This window comes from Aeromonas sp. SrichE-2G, assembly GCF_017939565.1.
Lineage (GTDB): Bacteria > Pseudomonadota > Gammaproteobacteria > Enterobacterales > Aeromonadaceae > Aeromonas > Aeromonas taiwanensis.
Map to the genome: position 1 here is coordinate 21,210 of NZ_JAGKRG010000004.1, position 15,897 is coordinate 37,106.

Below are 15,897 nucleotides of genomic sequence, written 5' to 3' on the forward strand. Positions count from 1 at the left end.
TCGACAAACTATCCACAAAAGCTGTGGAAAACTCTGTAGATTAGCGGTGTGTCTGACTTTAGTGTCATGATCTTAAAGGGATATTTCCATGTGATCCTGGCTGGATCGCATTTGTGCAATCCCCTGGCACGGGTGTGAGCGTTTGCTTATCCCCCGGGCCTTGCCGAGGGGGGCTCGTGGATCGGCAAGCGGATCCGGCAGGGATCCGGTTTTGATCTCGCCGATCAACATCCTGCCGAGCAGCCATAAAAAAGGCGCAGTCCCAATTATGTGTTGGAAGGCTAATCTGGAAGTAGGTCATCACCGCGAGGACCTTCATCATGGATACCCCAGCCTTCCAACACCTGTTGTCCCTCTCTCCATTACTTACTCTTCGTCAGCGCCGTGTCGCTCAGCATGAGCTCGCCGCTCCACACCCGATTACGTCCCTCCATGCCCAGTTACCCACATGCTGCGGCTGTCCCCACTGTCAGGCGGATGCCACCCAGCTAGCCCCCTGGGGCTGGAGCCGTGGGCTGCGTCGCTACCGTTGCAAGCAGTGTCGGCGAACCAGCTCCCTCCTCACCAAGACGCCTTTGGCCAGATTACGTAAGGCTGAGCATTGGGAGGACTACGCGCAGGCCCTCATAGATGGACTCACTGTCCGTCAGGCCGCCGTCCGCTGCGGTGTTTGCAAGAACACAGCCTTCTTGTGGCGTCACCGTTTCCTGAAGGCGATGGCAAACCACCAGGCAACACGGGAAGAAGGCATCGTGGAAGTGGATGAAACCTTCTTCCTCGAATCGTTCAAGGGGCAGCGAGGGTTGCCTCGCCCGGCAAGACATCGTGGCGGGAAAGGGCGCACCCGGGGGACCGGACGGGATTACATCCCGGTGATGGTGGTGCAGGACAGGGCGGGCCACCAAGCCGACTTTCAGCTGGAAAGGCTGGATGCGCAGACGGTGAAAGCAGTGTTGCAGCCACTCATCGCGCCCGATGCCGTGCTCTGCAGTGATGGTGCAGGGGTGTATGCCAGTTTCAGTCAAGCGCGGGGCATAACCCATCAGGTGGTGCACAACCGTCGAGGTGAGCGAGTGATTGGGGCATACCACATCCAGCATGTGAACGGATATCACCGGCGGTTGAAGAAGTGGATGGAGCGATTCCATGGAGTCGCGACCCACTATCTGAAGAATTATCTGGGCTGGCGCAGGATGCTGGAACGTTACGGCAGGGAGGTAAACATTAAGATGTGTTTACATGAGGCGCTAGGGCGCCCCATGCAACACGTAATTGGGACATAGCCATAAAAAAACCCGCCTCTCGGCGGGTTTTTCACAGGGTCAGACGACAGGGCGATTACTCGGCCTGGGCTGCCTGGATACCGGTCAGGGCGATGGTGTAGACGATGTCGTCCACCAGGGCGCCGCGGGAGAGGTCGTTGACCGGCTTGCGCATGCCTTGCAGCATGGGGCCGATGGAGACCAGCTCGGCGGAGCGCTGTACCGCCTTGTAGGTGGTGTTGCCGGTGTTCAGATCCGGGAACACGAACACGGTGGCCTTGCCGGCAACCGGAGAGTTTGGTGCCTTGGACTTGGCCACGTTCTCCATGATGGCCGCGTCGTACTGCAGCGGGCCGTCGATGATGAGGTCGGGACGCTTGGCCTTGGCCAGCTCGGTCGCTTCACGCACTTTCTCTACGTCCGCGCCGGCGCCGGAGGTGCCGGTGGAGTAGGAGATCATGGCCACGCGCGGCTCGATGCCAAAGGCGGCAGCGGAGTCGGCGGACTGGATGGCGATCTCGGCCAGCTGCTCGGCAGTGGGGTCCGGGTTGATCGCGCAGTCACCGTAGACCAGCACCTGATCCGGCAGCAGCATGAAGAAGATGGAGGAGATCAGGGAAGAGCCCGGAGCGGTCTTGATGATCTGCATCGGCGGACGGATGGTGTTGGCGGTGGTGTGAACCGCGCCGGATACCAGACCGTCGACTTCGTTACGCTCCAGCATCATGGTACCCAGTACCACGTTGTCTTCCAGCTGCTCGCGGGCCACCACTTCGGTCATGCCCTTGTTCTTGCGCAGCTCGACCAGACGGGCCACGTAGCGCTCGCGTACGGCAACCGGATCGATGATCTCGACGCGGTCGGTCAGGATCACGCCTTGCTGCTCTGCGACGCGGCGGATCTCGTCCGGGTTGCCCAGCAGTACCGGACGGGCGATGCCACGCTCGGCACAGATGGCGGCGGCCTTGATGGTGCGCGGCTCTTCCCCTTCCGGCAGCACGACGCGCTTGTTGGCCTGACGGGCCAGCTCGGTCAGCTGATAACGGAAGGCCGGCGGGCTCAGACGACGGGAGCGGGTGGACTTGGCGGAGAGAGACTCGATCCAGTGCTTGTCGATGTGGCCAGCCACGTAGTCCTGCACCAGCTCGATACGCTCGCGGTCATCTTCCGGGATGTCGACGTTGAAGTTCTGCAGGCTGACGGCGGTCTGCCAGGTGTTGGTGCCGGTGATCATGATCGGCAGGCCGGTGGCCATGGCCTGTTGGCACAGGGCCATCACCTGGGGTTCCGGGTGATAGTTGCCGGTCAGCAGCAGGGCACCCAGCTTGACGCCGTTCATGGCGGACAGGCAGGCGGAGACGATGACGTCGGAACGGTCGCCGGAGGTCACCAGCAGGCTGCCCGGGCGGAAGTGCTCGATCATGTTGTGGATGGAGCGGGCGCAGAAGGTCACGGTCTGCAGGCGGCGGCTCTCCAGCTCACCCTTGTTGATGATCTTGGCGGCCAGGTGCTTGGCGAGATCCTTGGCGCGGGGGGCGATCAGCTGGGTGTTCCAGGGGATGCAACCCAGGATGCGCAGCGGGCTCTTGCCGAAGACCTGCAGCACTTCCAGGTTGTGGCCGGTGTCGGCGCCGTGGTGGTGCGCCTCGAACATCTCGGTCAGGTCGGGACGGGTCACGCCGTGCTCGTCAACCGGTGCACCCACCTTGTTGATGACGCAGCCCACGATGCGCGGGTTGCTGACGCCACCGAAGTTGGAGCAGGCCAGCTCGATGCGCTCCTTGAGCTTCTGGCTGGAGTCGTTGCCCGGATGGGTCACGAACACCATGTCGGCGTCCAGCGCCTTGGCGACGTCGTAGTTCAGCTTGTTGGCAAAGGGTTGCTTGTCGGTCGGCACCAGGCCCTCGATCACCACCACTTCGGCACCGCTGCTCTTCACGTGCTCTTCGAAGCGGGCCACGATCTCTTCCAGCAGGATGTCGGTGTTGCTGGAGGTGATCATGTTCTCGGCGTAGGAGAGGGCGAACGGCTCGGGCGGGTTGATGTTGGCGGCGGCGCGGATCACGGCGGTGGAGCGCTCGGTACCGGTTTCACCCGGACGCGGCTGAGCGACCGGTTTGAAGAAGCTGACATTGACACCGTGACGTTCCATGGCGCGAACGACGCCAAGACTCACGGAAGTTACGCCGACACCAGTGCCGACCGGGATGAGCATAATAGTGCGTGCCACTTATTACCCCTTGTTCATTTTTTGGGATCAGGAAAAGGCCGCCCTGGGGCGGCCTTGCTCTACAGCTAATTTATGCGCCGACCAGTTCCAGCGCGTCGTGGGCGATGACCCACTCTTCGTTGGTCGGGATAACCAGGGCCTTGGTGGAACCAGCTTTGGTGATCTCGCCGCCCTTGCCGAAGCGCGCTTTCAGGTTGGCGTCGTGGTCGACGTCAAAGCCCAGCAGGCCCAGCTTGTTCAGGGTGATCTCACGGATCGGGGCGGAGTTCTCGCCGATGCCACCGGTGAAGACCACGGCATCCAGACGACCGTCCATGGCGGCGGCGTAGGCACCGATGTACTTGGCCAGACGGTAGCAGTACACGTCCATGGCGCGCTTGGCTTCTTCCTTGCTGTCGTAGTTGTCTTCAACGAAACGGCAGTCGGAGGTGACTTCGGTCAGACCCTGCAGGCCGGATTCCTTGGTCAGCATGGTGTTGATCTCGGCAACGCTCATGCCCAGCTTGTCGTGCAGGAAGAAGATGATGGCCGGATCGATGTCACCGGAACGGGTACCCATCACCAGACCTTCCAGCGGGGTCAGGCCCATGGAGGTGTCGACGGACTGGCCGTTCTTGATGGCGCAGACGGAGCCGCCGTTGCCCAGGTGGCAGTTGATGATGTTGAGCTCTTCCACCGGCTTGTTCAGTTGCTTGGCGGCTTCCAGGCTGATGTAGTAGTGGCTGGTGCCGTGGGCGCCGTAGCGACGGATGCCGTTCTCTTTGTAGAGCTTGTACGGCAGGGCGTACAGGAAGGCTTCTTCCGGCATGGTCTGGTGGAAGGCGGTGTCGAACACGGCGACGTTCTTCTCGGCCAGTTCCGGGAAGACTTTCAGGGCGGCACGGATACCGATCAGGTGAGCCGGGTTGTGCAGCGGTGCGTAAGGGATGGCGGCTTCGATGCCGGCGATCACGTCGTCACAGATGCGCACGGAGGAGGTGAAGCGCTCGCCGCCGTGTACCACGCGGTGGCCGATGGCGATCAGGTTCTTGGACAGCTCGGGGTTGAGCGGCAGGATCTTGTGAACGATGAAGTCCAGCGCTTCCTGGTGAGCGGCACCGGCACCCAGATCGGCGTTGCCTTTCTCGCCGTTCAGCTTCCACTTGATGCGGGCATCGTCGAGGTTGAAGCATTCGGCCAGGCCGGACAGCAGGTCATCACCGGTGGTTGCGTCAATGACAGCAAACTTCAGGGACGAGCTGCCACAGTTAAGAACAAGAACCAGCTTACTCATGAATAAATCCTATCGCAGATTGGGTTGGGTTGGAGGATGCGCCGGACGCGGTGCGTCCAAAAACAATCAACTTATCCTTATGAGGGTTGGCAATCTGTTGCTTGCCCCTTGTATAGTGATACAAGACCCGAAACTCAGACGTCCCTGACTGGCCAGCGACCGTGCGCCAGCGTAAAAATGGGCGTACAAAGGATAACCTGATTGTTGAAAAATAACAAAGTCATCCTCAACCTTTGTTATTGCCTCTCAAATATTGTCGAGGTTTTGCCGTTAATGCGTTCGAAAAGAGCTCGGAGGTAGCATGAGCATGAACATTTTTGGAACTAAATTACAGCAAGGCCGTCATTATATGACTCTTTGGCCGCGCCGTCCCGAGCTTAATTCCATGTTCCCGGAGAATCGGGTGATCAGAGCCACCGAGTTCGCTCTCAAGGTGATCCCGGCGCTGGCGGTGCTCAGTGTCATGCTGCAGTTCCAGTTCGGCGAACAGCACTACTGGCCTTCCGTCATGACCTCCGTACTCTTCCTGCTCAGCCTGCCGCTGCAGGGCTACTACTGGCTGGGTCAGCGCGCCGACACCCGGCTGCCGCCTTCGCTGGCCAACTGGTACCGGGAGATCAACGGCAAGATGAACGAGCAGGGCGGCCAGCGCCAGCTGGTGGCCCATCCCCGCTATGAGGAACTGGCTGACACCCTCAACGCCGCCTTCAAGCAGCTGGACAAATCCTTCCTCTACGAGTGAGGCCCGTGGGCCTGCCAACCGGACAAAGGCGCCTCGTGGCGCCTTTTTGATGCCTGTCGTATCAGGCGGCCAGTATCTTGCCGATCTCCTGGATGGAGAGTTTGTACTGGCGGGGGCACTGACGCCAGACCGCCAGCATGCGCTGGTATTTGTCCCGCATGGCGATATCGCTGGAGAGCTCGTCGCAGGGGCAGGGCAGTTCGGGGAAGCGCTTGTCCACCTCCAGCAGGAAGCAGACATAATCCGCCAGCTCCCGCTCCTGGCTGCGGCTGTAGCCGTTGAAGGCCAGGCGGCTCTCGTTGACCTCGGCCCGGGCACCTGCATCGAGATTGCCCCAGGAGATGGCCAGCGCGTGGTGCATCTCCAGGGTGTCCAGCACCTCCCGGCAGGTGGCGAGATCCAGGTGGCCGAAGCTCTTCTCCAGCTCGAGGATCTGCAGGCAGTAGCCGCGCTCGACTATGGTGCTGGCCCGCTGGTAAAACGCCGCCTTCTCCGGATTGAGTTTGGCCAGGATCTCGTACTGATTGCTCAGGATCAGGCGTTCGGTGTGGCTCATGTTCATGGGCTGTCTCACTGGAAAATGAATCTGGGGTCACGTTAACCCATATCCAGGATGAATTTTTTGATCTGGCAGGGGAGGTTGGCGAGAAAAACGGGGAAGAGGGGCCGCGTTGGCCTGCAAGCTCTGGTTAATTAAATACCGCCGACACAGCTTGCATTTTGTGCCGGGTCGGCAAGAATGGAGGCGTCATTCGGCTCATGCCAGATGACCTACCACCAAGGCACCCAACAGGGTGCAAGCAATCCTGATAAGTATCTCGCCGCAGCCCTTGGCTCGCAGGCGGGGCAGGCGGCTGCTTGCCCACCTTCCTATAAGAGTGGCCTCAGGCCATCGAAGCGTGACAACAAAGAGGGCCTGCAACAGCAGGCCCTCTTTGTTGTTAAAAGTGGCACGAATCAGGCGCCCGCAGACTGGTTTTTCACCAGTTCGAGCACCACCTGGTGGTGATCACTGGTCTTGAACTTGTCGAAGCGATGGCTGATCTTGCCCTCCGGGTCTATGAGGAAGCTCAGGCGGTGGATGCCGTCATACTCCTTGCCCATGAATTTCTTCGGGCCCCAGACGCCGAAGGCATCGGCCACGGCGTGATCCTCGTCGGCCAGCAGGCGGAAGTTGAGGTTGTCGCGCTCCTCGAATTTCTTCAGGCGCTTGGCGCTGTCCGGGCTGATGCCGAGCACCACTACACCGAGGGCCGCCAGCTCGCTGTTGACGTCGCGCAGGCCGCAGGCCTGGGTGGTGCAGCCCGGCGTCATCGCCTTGGGATAGAAATAGACGAGCACCTTCTTGCCGCGTAGATCGCCAAGACGTACCAGGTTGCCATCCTGATCGGAGAGGGAGAAGTCGGGGGCCTGGGTACCAGCTTCTAGTGGTGACATGGGGTCTCCAAACGCCGTCAGGCGTACTTGTGGTTGATGATGAATTCGAATGACTCGGCGCCCAGTTCGCGGCAGAAACCGGCGAAGGCGGCCTTGGAGCCGCTCTCGTCTCCCTGCTTGGCCAGGTTCAACTGGAAGTTGGCCTTGAGCAGGTTGAACGGCTGTTGTTCGAGAGTCATGGTCTGCATGGCCTGGATGTCCCAGCCGTGATCGCTGAAGAACTGGGTACACTGGCTTACGATGCCGGGCTGATCCCGGATCAGCACCTCGGCGCTGGCGCTGATGTCGTATTGCAGCGACTGGTGGCGCTCGGTGCGCTTCATCATGGTGATGAGATCCCACTCCTGACTGCGCAGGGGGAGGCTGATTTCGAGCTGCATCAGACTGTTCCAGTCACCGGACAGCAGCATGATGAAGGTGAATTCGTTGCCGAAGATGCCAAGACGGCTGTCGACAATGTTGCAACCGCAGCCACTGACGTGTCGGGTCACCTCATTGACGATGCCAGGCCTGTCCGTGCCGATGGCCGTTACGACCAGGTAGTGAGTCATAAATCGTCTCTCGTCCATTTATTGCGAATGCGGAGACAGCGAGCGTTGCTGGCGGGCATGACACCCTGCTCCGGGCCCTGTCCTGCCCTCGTGCATCCATACGTTTTGTGGCGGATGGTAACACGGCTTGTCCCTTGCCTCCCTTGTTTTTCAAAAGGGGCAGCTTTACCATTACGCCCCTGAAAATCGGGAGAATTATCCATGTTACGCGGTAGTATTGTTGCGCTCGTTACCCCCATGCTGGCCTCGGGTGACATCGATTGGAGCAGTCTGGCTGCACTGGTTGAATATCATGTCGATGCCGGCACCAGTGCCATCGTTGCGGTGGGCACGACGGGAGAGTCGGTCACCCTGAGCGAACAGGAACACATCGCCGTCGTCGAAAAGACGGTGGAGTATGCCGCAGGACGCATTCCGGTCATCGCAGGATGCGGTTCCAACAACACGGCCCACGCCATCGCCCTCTCCAGGCGTTTCGCCAGCACCGGCGTGGTGGCGGGTCTCTCGGTCACCCCCTATTACAACAAACCCACCCAGGAAGGCCTCTATCGTCACTATTGTGCGATCGCCGAGGCTAGTGGTCTGCCCCAAATTCTCTATAATGTGCCCGGTCGCACCTGCTGTGACCTCAAACCTGAGACGGTGGCCCGTCTGGCCAGGGTGCCCGGCATCATCGGTTTGAAAGAGGCGACCGGCGATCTGAGTCGCACCCCGCTGCTGCGCGAGCTGTGCGGGCCGGATTTTGCGCTTTATAGTGGCGATGATGCCAGCGGATGTGATTTTATGCTGCAGGGGGGCGACGGAGTCATTTCGGTCACCACCAATATTGCGGCGCCCCAGATGGCCGACATGTGTCGTGCTGCGCTGGCCGGTGATGCCGGGCAGGCTCATGACATCAACAATCGATTGATGCCGTTGCATCAGACTCTGTTCTGCGAACCGAGTCCCATTCCGGTGAAATGGGCCTGTGCCCGGCTGGGATTGATGGCGACGGCGACCTTGCGCCTGCCCTTGACCGACCTCACCCCAGAGGGAGAACAGGCGATGGCGCGAGCACTGACGACTGCGGAGTTGATGGCGAGTGTTTAAAGCAAATGGAAAGGGAAATGCAGCGCGCCTGGTGCTGAGTGTCGCGACGGTGGCCGTGCTGGCCGCCTGTAGCTCGCCTCAGGATCGCAAGATGGCCAACCGTGGTTTCGAGTATGAAGAGAGCCGCCTCGAAGGCCGCGCCTTCCTTGTGCCCGCCGGGTTGAGTACCCCCGCCTTTAACAGCAATTTCGACATTCCCGCCCTGCCGGAAAGCAGCCGTGAGGGGGCCCTCGGGGCCAAGGTGGACGTGCGTCCGCCTGCCCAGCTGCTGACCGTGGTACCGGGTAGCCAGGTAGTGGCCAATGCCAGCGAACCCACAGTGGCCTTCTATGCCCTGAGCACCAGCCAGAGCGTCGAGCGCGACACCTGGGCCTTCCTGATGAACTTCCTGGCCGAACACAAGGTCACCACCGAGAGGCTGGATCAGCAGGCTGGAGTCTTGCAGACCGGCTGGTTCGACAACTCCGCCGTGCTTGATGGCTGGGCGGAAGAGGATGATGACTTCCAGATCCGCCAGCGCTACCAGTTCGTCTTGAAGAATGATGTGCAGCGCCACGCCACCATGATGTCGGTACGGGTGCTGGATCACGAAGAGACCATCGATGGCGAGACCAGCACCGAGCTGACGCCGGCCGATGCCCAGCGCTACGCGACCCGTGCCCTGAACCAGTTCTCCCTCTATTACGACAAGCAGCTCAAGGCCCGGGAACAGCACAAGTCCAGCGATGGCATGGGGCTGCAGCTGGGACTGGACAACAACGAGCTGAGCGCCTGGATTGCCGAGGGGTCGTTTGACCAGGTCTGGCGCCGCCTCAACCAGGTGCTGCCGGCCTACGGCTTCACCATCAAGGATACCCAGCAGTCCCTGGGCTGGATCGACGTCGAGTATGACGATCCGGGCAGCGAATTCTGGCAGGCCAAGGGTGCCGAACCGTTCAAGCTGGAGGAAGACAAGTACCGCTTCCAGCTCGGTGAGATGGCGGGGGGCAAGACCTCCATCACCCTGTTCGACAAGGACAAGAAGCCTGTCTCGTCTGGCGTCATCTCCCAGATGTACATCAGCCTGTCCGAGGCCTTTGCCAAGGGCTTGGCCGATCAGGGAACAAAATAAGCATGAAAACAGGGGCCTCGCGCCCCTGTTTTGTTATGCCCGACTCGCCGCAGGGCCTGCATGTCGGGCCGACGGCAAGGAGCCTTCGGGCTTGATGATGAGAATCCCCCACAGACAGGGGCCTGTGCGCCTGTCTTACTAGTCCCACAACAGGAAGTGTTATTAGCCATGAGTCTTGCAGATCAAGTATTGGCGGTGAACGACGATTTGCCGATCCGTACCGATAAACCTGTCCATTCCGGCAAAGTGCGCAGCGTCTACTGGTTGACCCCCGCAGACAGTGCCCGACTCATCAAAGAGAAAGGCTATGATGTGCCGGCCGATACGCCGCTGGCCCTCATGGTGATCAGCGACCGCATCTCGGCCTTCGACTGCATCTGGCAAGGGGTGGACGGCCTGAACGGCGTCCCGGGCAAGGGCGCGGCGCTCAACGCCATCTCCAGCCACTGGTTCAAGCTATTCAAGGAGAAGGGGCTGGCGGACAGCCACATCCTGGACATCCCGCACCCCTTCGTCTGGATAGTGCAAAAAGCCCGTCCCGTGATGATCGAGGCCATCGCCCGCCAGTACATCACCGGCTCCATGTGGCGTGCCTACAAGGATGGCGAGCGCGAGTTCTGCGGCATCACCCTGCCCGAAGGGCTCAAGAAGGATCAGAAGCTGCCCGAGATCCTCATCACCCCCTCCACCAAGGGGATCCTCAAGGGGCTGGACGGTGTGCCGGAAGCGGACGACGTCAACGTTTCCCGCAGCGACATCGCGCGTCACTACCAGGCGTTCGGCTTCCGCTCCCCGGCGGACATCGACCGCTACGAGGCGCTGCTCAAGGAAGGTTTCAACGTCATCAGCGAGGCGCTGGCTGCGCTGGATCAGGTCTTCGTCGACACCAAGTTCGAGTTCGGTTACGTGACCGACGCCGCCGGCAACGAGAAGCTGATCTACATGGACGAAGTGGGCACCCCCGACAGTTCCCGTATCTGGGATGGCGCCGCCCTGCGTCATGGAGAGATCGTGGAGAAGTCCAAAGAGGGCTTCCGCCAGTGGCTGCTCAACCACTTCCCGGATCCGGACATCCTGCTCAACAAGAACCGCATGCCGGAGCGCTTCGCCCTGGCCCGGGACAACAAGCTGCCGACCGAGGTGATGATGGACATCTCCAACACCTATGTGGGGATCGCCGAGAAGATCATCGGTCAGCCGCTGGTGCGCAGTGCCAATCCGAAGCAGGAGATCATCGAGGTGCTGCACGAGCAGTACGGTCTGATCGACTGAGACCGGGCGCATTTTTTGCCGCTGGTGAACAAACGTTTGCTGATGGCGGGCGAGGTGTTCTCAAAACGGATAAGGAAACGGGCCCCATGACGGGGCCCGTTTTCATTGGTGTGTCCGGTGAGTTCAGCCATTGACCCGGAAGATCTGGCCGGTCTGCACTCCCAGCACCGACTTCTTGTAGGCCTGGGCCACCCTGGCGGCGGGCACAGGCACGAAGCCCGGAAAGAAGTCGGCGTATTTACCCATGGACTCTTCCAGCACGGTGGGGCTCACCACGTTGATGCGCAGCCCCCGGGGCAGTTCGCAGGCGGCCGCCTTCACGAAGTGCTCGATGGCACCGTTGATGGTGGTGGCGCTCACCCCCCAGTTGATGGGGTCCTCGCTCAGGATGCCGCTGATGAGGGTGATGGATCCCCGATCGCTCAAGTGGGGGATGGCGGCCCGGGTCAGGTTGATCTGGCCCATCAGCTTGCTCTGGAGGCCCAGCTGCCACTGCTCGTCGCTCATCTCCGTCAGGGCGTTGAAGGCGACGCTGCCGCTGGCGACCACCAGGGCGTCGAAGGTCCCGATCTGGTCGAACAGCGCCTGGATGGAGGCCTGGTCCCGCATGTCGACGGTCGCATCGCCCCGGCTGTGGCCGACCCGGATCACCTGGTGCTCCTTGGCCAGCAGGTCGCTCACGGCGGAGCCTATGGTGCCGGAAGCACCCACAATCACAATTTTCATCTGCGTCACTCCTGGTTGGGATAGGTTGATGATAGCTGGATGAAAAGAGAGAAAAAGCGCTTATGATGAACCCATTGTTTCCGTATTGGAGCTAATGGATGGACATCGCCCATCTGAGCAGTTTCTATGAGGTGGTGCGGCGGGGCAGCTTCTCCGCCGCTGCCGATACCCTGGGGGTGAGCAAGGGGATGCTGAGCCGCCACGTCAGCGCCCTGGAGTCCTCCCTCAATGCCCAGTTGCTGCAGCGCACGACGCGCCGGCTGAGCCTGACCGAGGCGGGCAAGACCCTCTATCAGCAGGCGGGGGAGATCTTCGCACTGGCCCGCCAGGCGGAGCAGGACATCCAGGCCCTGACCGAGGAGGACGGCGGCCGACTGCGGTTCACCTGCCCGGTCAGCACGGGGGACAGCATGGTGAGCGATCTGCTTGCCCGCTTCGCCGAGCTCTGCCCCGGCGTCCAGGTGGAGCTCAACTTCACCAACGCCATGATCGACATGAGCCAGGGGGAGCATGACATCGCCCTGCGCGCCATGAGCCGCATCCCCGACAATCTGGTAGCGCTCTCCCTCGGGCAGTTGAAGGACGTGGTGGTGGCCAGCCCCGCCTTGCTGGCCCGGGAGGGGGTCCCCGCCACTCCCTATGAGCTGGGAGGGCGCCCCTGCCTGCTGCAGGGGCACAACCCGGACTGGGAACAGTGGCACTTTCGAAAGGGGGAGGAGGAGGCGCACATCCTGGTGCAAGGGAAGGTGCGGGCCAACCACTACAGCACTGTGCTGCAGCTGGCCCGGGCGGGCATGGGCTTTGCCAAGTGCCCCCTGATGCTGGTGGAGGCCAGCCTGGCCAGGGGGGAGCTGGTGCCGGTGCTGGAGAGCTGGCAGACCGGGCTGCACCCTATCCATGTGCTGCACGCCCAGCAGCGGCGGGTGCCGCGCAAGATCCGGCTGTTCAAGCAGGTGCTGGCCCAGTGGTTCGCCGAGCGCCCCCACTACCTGCTGCGATGAGGTGAGCCAGGGGGCCGTTATTTTTCTGTCATATGGGGCTGCTACCCTGCGCCATCATCGCGAAAGGAGAGAGACAGGGAATGAAGCGTCATCAGGGTTGGGCTGGCGTTGCGCTGCTGTGCTGCGCCGGTGTGCAGGCCGAGGTCAGGGTAGAGGTGCCCCGGGATTTCCAGATCCTGGCGGTGAGTGCGGGCAAGGTGCAGGACGAGCAGCACGCGGTGCTGGCCGACGGTGTTCAGCAGTTGCTGGTGCGCTATGAGGGGGTGATCCCGAGCCGCAACAGCAGCGACAACGATCGCCAGATCCGCTCCGAGCCCCAGGTGCTTCGTTACGAGGCCAGCGGGCAGTCGGTGCGTCTGCAGGCCACTGTGCCCAGCGACGAGAAGGGGATGGAGCGCTACGCCAGTGCGCCGACCCTGGGCCTGGTGGCCGGTGGGCAGCCCCTTGGCGTGCAGCAGGATGTGCTGGTGGTGCAGGGGATGCAGATAGGCATGGACTGGCATGCCAGGCTGATGGAGTACAATCGTGGCACGGGCGCTGCGGTGCTGGCCAGCGTGGCTCCGGTCGCCCAGTCTACCCCGATGCCCCAGGCAGCCACAGTCCCGGCCAGCGCCCTGGAAGGGCAGTTGCAGCAGCTCTTCCTGCAGGCGGACCCCGAGCTTCGCAAGCGCTTCATCGGCTGGGCTGTGCCCCGCCTTTAAGTTTGCCTCCCGTTGCAGTAACGTGGGCACTCTCATCCCCTGACGTGCCCATGTTGACCAGCGAGGCCCCCATGTTCGAATTGCATCCCCGCCTGCAGGCGGATACCCGTGTCCTCGGGGATCTGCCCCTCTGCCGCGTCCTGCTGGCCAGGGACAGCCAGTATCCCTGGCTTATCCTGGTGCCCAGGGTCGCCAACCTGCGGGAGATCCACCACCTGCCCCCTGCGCAGCAGCAGCAGCTGATGCAGGAGTCCTGCGCCGTTGCCACCCTGATGGAGCAGGCGCTGAACCCGGACAAGATCAACGTGGCGGCCCTCGGCAATATGGTGCCCCAGCTGCACCTGCACCACGTCGCCCGCTTCGCTTCGGATGCCGCCTGGCCAGGTCCCATCTGGGGTGCTCACCCCGCCGTGCCCTATGAGGCGCAAGCATTGCAAACCGCGGCCGATAACTGGCGAACCCGGTTGCTTCCCCTCGCTGGATTCCAGCCCTGGCCGGACGATAATTGCATCAAGTGAGAGGTGGCTCCCGCTTTGCGCATCGGGAGCATGCAATCTGTTAGCGTCTCGCGCCCGTGCGTGATGACATGGGCGGCCAGCGAGACAAGCCTATTTTTTCGATCAGCAGGAAGGTTCCATGATAGTGACAAGATCCGAGGATGATGCCGTATTGACCACAGAGGATGTGCTGCTGAGTCTGTGCAATTCGGTGACGAGCGTATTGAGTGCGGCGACCCAGACCCAGGTGCGCTTCTCCGGCATGGTGCAACGGATCAGCAAGACCTGCCTCAAGCCTGACATCGGCTGCTTCGTGCTGTTTGACGGCGGCTTCTCCGGCCTGGTGGTGATCAACTTTTCCGCCGCCGCGGCCATGGAGCTCTATGAGAGCTACATGCTGAGCATGGGGCTCTCCAAGGAGGATCTCGCCATCTCCCATACCTCGGACGAGGTGAGCAACGTCATGGGCGAGCTGATGAACCAGATCGTCGGCAGCTTCACCACCAAGGTGGGGCGCGAGTTGCAGACCCACATCACCCAGAATCAGCCCAAGATGCTGGCCCTGAACAAGCAGGTGATGCTGAGCGTGGACACCAACCTGGACAACCCCGAGACCCGCCGGGTCACCTTCTTCACCGCCAGCAACAACATCTTCTATCTGGAGCTGGCCATGGACAAGACGGAGTTCATCCGGATTCACGATGGCGGCGTGCAGGAGGAGGTCGATCCTGACGAGCTGATCGCCCAGGCCAAGCTGGCGGCCAAGCCGGCCCCGGCCGCCGCCCCGGCGAGCAACGAGCACGACGATCTGCTGGATTCCCTCGGCATCTGACCGCGCAGGCACAAGACATGAAAAAGGCCACCCAGAGGGTGGCCTTTCTCGTTGGCAAAGGGCCTAGAAGTTGTAGAGCAGGCCGGTGCTGACGCGGGTGGCGTGGCTGTCGTAGAAGTCGATGTCGGAGTCGGCGCTGGAGTAGGCCAGGGTGAAGGTGGAGGAGAGGGACTTCACCCCGAACAGGTTGTGCCAGAAGAAGGTGCCATTGAGGGCGAACTCGCTGGCATCCGCGCGCTGGCCGAACAGGGGGTTCGCCTCGTCATACTTGCGCTTGCCGCCATAGACGTTGCTTACGATGGACCACTGGGGGCCGCGTTTGGCATAGGTCAGCTGCAGGCCGGTGTTCTGGTAGCTCTCTGCGCTGCCGTCGAGATCTGCCTCCTTGTAGAGGATCGCGGGCTCCAGCAGCTGGTTGCCGGCGAGGTGCCACTGGTAGGAGAGCTCAATAGCGTGGATCTTGCCGTTGCGATCCAGCATGGGGGCGTAGTGGGTGCCGTGGGTCAGGTCGTACTGCTGGCCGCTGCGCTCCTCGTCGAGCTCCACTTCCCGGCTGGTCAGTGTGCCGTAGAAGTTGCTGCCCCAGATCCTGTCCCAGGCGAAACGCACCCCCTTCGACTCGAGATCGGTCTCGCTGCGATCCACCCCGGTGGCGAAGGGATCGCTCCACAGCTTCACCGGCATGAGGTTGAACACCAGAGAGGTCGCGACTATGCCCTTGTCGCCCATCTCCTGGCGCAGGCCGAACTGCTGGGTGAAGTCGAAGCGCACCGCGTCCTGGATCAGGTTGCCGAGGAACACCTGGGTGCGGGTATCGGCGAAGGTGTAGCGGATGTCGGCGTTGATGAGGGGGCTCAGGCCGCTCTCGCTGTCGGGGGAGCCGAGATCCTGGATGCGGCTGTTGCTGTCATCGCCGGCATAGAAGTTGGACTCGTAGCTGGTGGCGTTGACCCCGCCCAGCAGGAAGCCTGACCAGCCCGACACCCGGGGGATCTCCCCCAGATCGGCGTGGGCGGCGTTGGCGACCAGCAGGCCAAGACTCAACAGAACATGATTGCGCATCGGGAGTGCTCCTGACATAACGGATGACAAGGGAGTCAGCAAGATCCGGCCTGGCAGGCTGAACCGGCGCTGACTGACGCATGGCGGGCATGCTACTCCAGTCGGAGTGTG

The 15,897-nt window shown here is 61.7% G+C and carries 16 protein-coding genes; 9 read left to right on the top strand and 7 right to left on the bottom strand.

Annotation, left to right across the window (positions count from 1 at the left end):
- Positions 1–320 precede the first annotated feature (320 nt).
- Complete coding sequence (locus tag J9885_RS02140; RefSeq protein ID WP_210547947.1) at positions 321–1,283, top strand: IS1595 family transposase; 963 nt, start codon at positions 321–323, stop codon at positions 1,281–1,283.
- 55 nt (positions 1,284–1,338) lie between these two features.
- Here the strand turns inward: J9885_RS02140 and pta are convergent, their stop codons facing one another.
- Together pta and J9885_RS02150 are read right to left on the bottom strand one after the other, a co-directional pair.
- A complete protein-coding gene (pta, locus tag J9885_RS02145; RefSeq protein ID WP_043758167.1) occupies positions 1,339–3,492 on the bottom strand; it encodes a phosphate acetyltransferase in 2,154 nt (717 codons plus the stop codon).
- A 70-nt stretch (positions 3,493–3,562) separates the two neighbouring features.
- Positions 3,563–4,765: an acetate kinase gene (locus J9885_RS02150; RefSeq protein WP_010673162.1), complete on the bottom strand. Its 1,203-nt coding sequence runs from the start codon at positions 4,763–4,765 to the stop codon at positions 3,563–3,565.
- 301 nt (positions 4,766–5,066) lie between these two features.
- On the opposite strand from J9885_RS02150, the gene yfbV reads away from it, so the two are divergent.
- The gene (gene yfbV, locus J9885_RS02155) at positions 5,067–5,507 is read left to right on the top strand and encodes a terminus macrodomain insulation protein YfbV (protein WP_043758170.1); all 441 of its coding nucleotides are present in this window, start codon (positions 5,067–5,069) and stop codon (positions 5,505–5,507) included.
- Between the two features lie 61 nt (positions 5,508–5,568).
- Here yfbV and J9885_RS02160 read toward each other — a convergent pair whose 3' ends face one another.
- From J9885_RS02160 to J9885_RS02170, 3 genes are all read right to left on the bottom strand, one after another.
- Positions 5,569–6,069: a YfbU family protein gene (locus J9885_RS02160; protein WP_210547948.1), complete on the bottom strand. Its 501-nt coding sequence runs from the start codon at positions 6,067–6,069 to the stop codon at positions 5,569–5,571.
- A gap of 395 nt (positions 6,070–6,464) precedes the next feature.
- On the bottom strand, positions 6,465–6,944 hold the full coding sequence (gene bcp, locus J9885_RS02165) for a thioredoxin-dependent thiol peroxidase (RefSeq protein WP_210547949.1): 480 nt from the start codon (positions 6,942–6,944) through the stop codon (positions 6,465–6,467).
- 17 nt (positions 6,945–6,961) lie between these two features.
- Positions 6,962–7,495 carry an ACT domain-containing protein gene (locus J9885_RS02170; RefSeq protein ID WP_043758179.1) on the bottom strand — a complete coding sequence of 178 codons (534 nt, stop codon included), beginning with the start codon at positions 7,493–7,495 and terminating at the stop codon, positions 6,962–6,964.
- A 201-nt stretch (positions 7,496–7,696) separates the two neighbouring features.
- Here J9885_RS02170 and dapA point away from each other — a divergent pair, with 201 nt between their 5' ends.
- The 3 genes from dapA (at position 7,697) to J9885_RS02185 (ending at position 10,967) form a co-directional block, all read left to right on the top strand.
- Entirely contained in the window at positions 7,697–8,584 is an 888-nt protein-coding gene (gene dapA, locus J9885_RS02175; RefSeq protein WP_134696427.1) for a 4-hydroxy-tetrahydrodipicolinate synthase, read from the top strand.
- Positions 8,577–9,695, top strand: coding sequence for an outer membrane protein assembly factor BamC (bamC, locus tag J9885_RS02180; protein ID WP_210547950.1), 1,119 nt, complete (start codon positions 8,577–8,579; stop codon positions 9,693–9,695). Before dapA ends, bamC begins: the two co-directional genes overlap by 8 nt.
- Positions 9,696–9,863: 168 nt before the next feature.
- Positions 9,864–10,967, top strand: coding sequence for a phosphoribosylaminoimidazolesuccinocarboxamide synthase (locus J9885_RS02185; RefSeq protein WP_210547951.1), 1,104 nt, complete (start codon positions 9,864–9,866; stop codon positions 10,965–10,967).
- A 123-nt stretch (positions 10,968–11,090) separates the two neighbouring features.
- Here J9885_RS02185 and J9885_RS02190 read toward each other — a convergent pair whose 3' ends face one another.
- Positions 11,091–11,693 (bottom strand): short chain dehydrogenase, encoded by a 603-nt coding sequence (locus tag J9885_RS02190; protein WP_210547952.1) that lies wholly within the window; start codon positions 11,691–11,693, stop codon positions 11,091–11,093.
- A gap of 98 nt (positions 11,694–11,791) precedes the next feature.
- Between J9885_RS02190 and J9885_RS02195 the strand changes: the two genes are divergently transcribed.
- From J9885_RS02195 to J9885_RS02210, 4 genes are all read left to right on the top strand, one after another.
- A complete protein-coding gene (locus tag J9885_RS02195; RefSeq protein WP_210547953.1) occupies positions 11,792–12,694 on the top strand; it encodes a LysR family transcriptional regulator in 903 nt (300 codons plus the stop codon).
- An 80-nt stretch (positions 12,695–12,774) separates the two neighbouring features.
- A complete protein-coding gene (locus tag J9885_RS02200) occupies positions 12,775–13,395 on the top strand; it encodes a DUF2057 domain-containing protein (protein ID WP_210547954.1) in 621 nt (206 codons plus the stop codon).
- Between the two features lie 71 nt (positions 13,396–13,466).
- Positions 13,467–13,913 (top strand): HIT domain-containing protein, encoded by a 447-nt coding sequence (locus tag J9885_RS02205; RefSeq protein WP_210548882.1) that lies wholly within the window; start codon positions 13,467–13,469, stop codon positions 13,911–13,913.
- A gap of 118 nt (positions 13,914–14,031) precedes the next feature.
- Positions 14,032–14,724 (top strand): DUF3334 family protein, encoded by a 693-nt coding sequence (locus tag J9885_RS02210; RefSeq protein ID WP_043758200.1) that lies wholly within the window; start codon positions 14,032–14,034, stop codon positions 14,722–14,724.
- A gap of 63 nt (positions 14,725–14,787) precedes the next feature.
- On the opposite strand, the gene J9885_RS02215 is transcribed toward J9885_RS02210, so the two are convergent.
- Positions 14,788–15,786 carry a DUF2860 family protein gene (locus J9885_RS02215; RefSeq protein WP_210547955.1) on the bottom strand — a complete coding sequence of 333 codons (999 nt, stop codon included), beginning with the start codon at positions 15,784–15,786 and terminating at the stop codon, positions 14,788–14,790.
- Positions 15,787–15,897 lie beyond the last annotated feature (111 nt).

Excerpts from the sequence above, each read along its gene's own strand:
- J9885_RS02140 (WP_210547947.1), top strand. The coding sequence starts at position 321 with ATGGATACCCCAGCCTTCCAACACCTGTTGTCCCTCTCTCCATTACTT.
- J9885_RS02150 (WP_010673162.1), bottom strand. The coding sequence starts at position 4,765 with ATGAGTAAGCTGGTTCTTGTTCTTAACTGTGGCAGCTCGTCCCTGAAG.
- yfbV (WP_043758170.1), top strand. The coding sequence starts at position 5,067 with ATGAGCATGAACATTTTTGGAACTAAATTACAGCAAGGCCGTCATTAT.
- J9885_RS02160 (WP_210547948.1), bottom strand. The coding sequence starts at position 6,069 with ATGAACATGAGCCACACCGAACGCCTGATCCTGAGCAATCAGTACGAG.
- bcp (WP_210547949.1), bottom strand. The coding sequence starts at position 6,944 with ATGTCACCACTAGAAGCTGGTACCCAGGCCCCCGACTTCTCCCTCTCC.
- J9885_RS02170 (WP_043758179.1), bottom strand. The coding sequence starts at position 7,495 with ATGACTCACTACCTGGTCGTAACGGCCATCGGCACGGACAGGCCTGGC.
- dapA (WP_134696427.1), top strand. The coding sequence starts at position 7,697 with ATGTTACGCGGTAGTATTGTTGCGCTCGTTACCCCCATGCTGGCCTCG.
- J9885_RS02185 (WP_210547951.1), top strand. The coding sequence starts at position 9,864 with ATGAGTCTTGCAGATCAAGTATTGGCGGTGAACGACGATTTGCCGATC.
- J9885_RS02190 (WP_210547952.1), bottom strand. The coding sequence starts at position 11,693 with ATGAAAATTGTGATTGTGGGTGCTTCCGGCACCATAGGCTCCGCCGTG.
- J9885_RS02195 (WP_210547953.1), top strand. The coding sequence starts at position 11,792 with ATGGACATCGCCCATCTGAGCAGTTTCTATGAGGTGGTGCGGCGGGGC.
- J9885_RS02200 (WP_210547954.1), top strand. The coding sequence starts at position 12,775 with ATGAAGCGTCATCAGGGTTGGGCTGGCGTTGCGCTGCTGTGCTGCGCC.
- J9885_RS02205 (WP_210548882.1), top strand. The coding sequence starts at position 13,467 with ATGTTCGAATTGCATCCCCGCCTGCAGGCGGATACCCGTGTCCTCGGG.
- J9885_RS02210 (WP_043758200.1), top strand. The coding sequence starts at position 14,032 with ATGATAGTGACAAGATCCGAGGATGATGCCGTATTGACCACAGAGGAT.
- J9885_RS02215 (WP_210547955.1), bottom strand. The coding sequence starts at position 15,786 with ATGCGCAATCATGTTCTGTTGAGTCTTGGCCTGCTGGTCGCCAACGCC.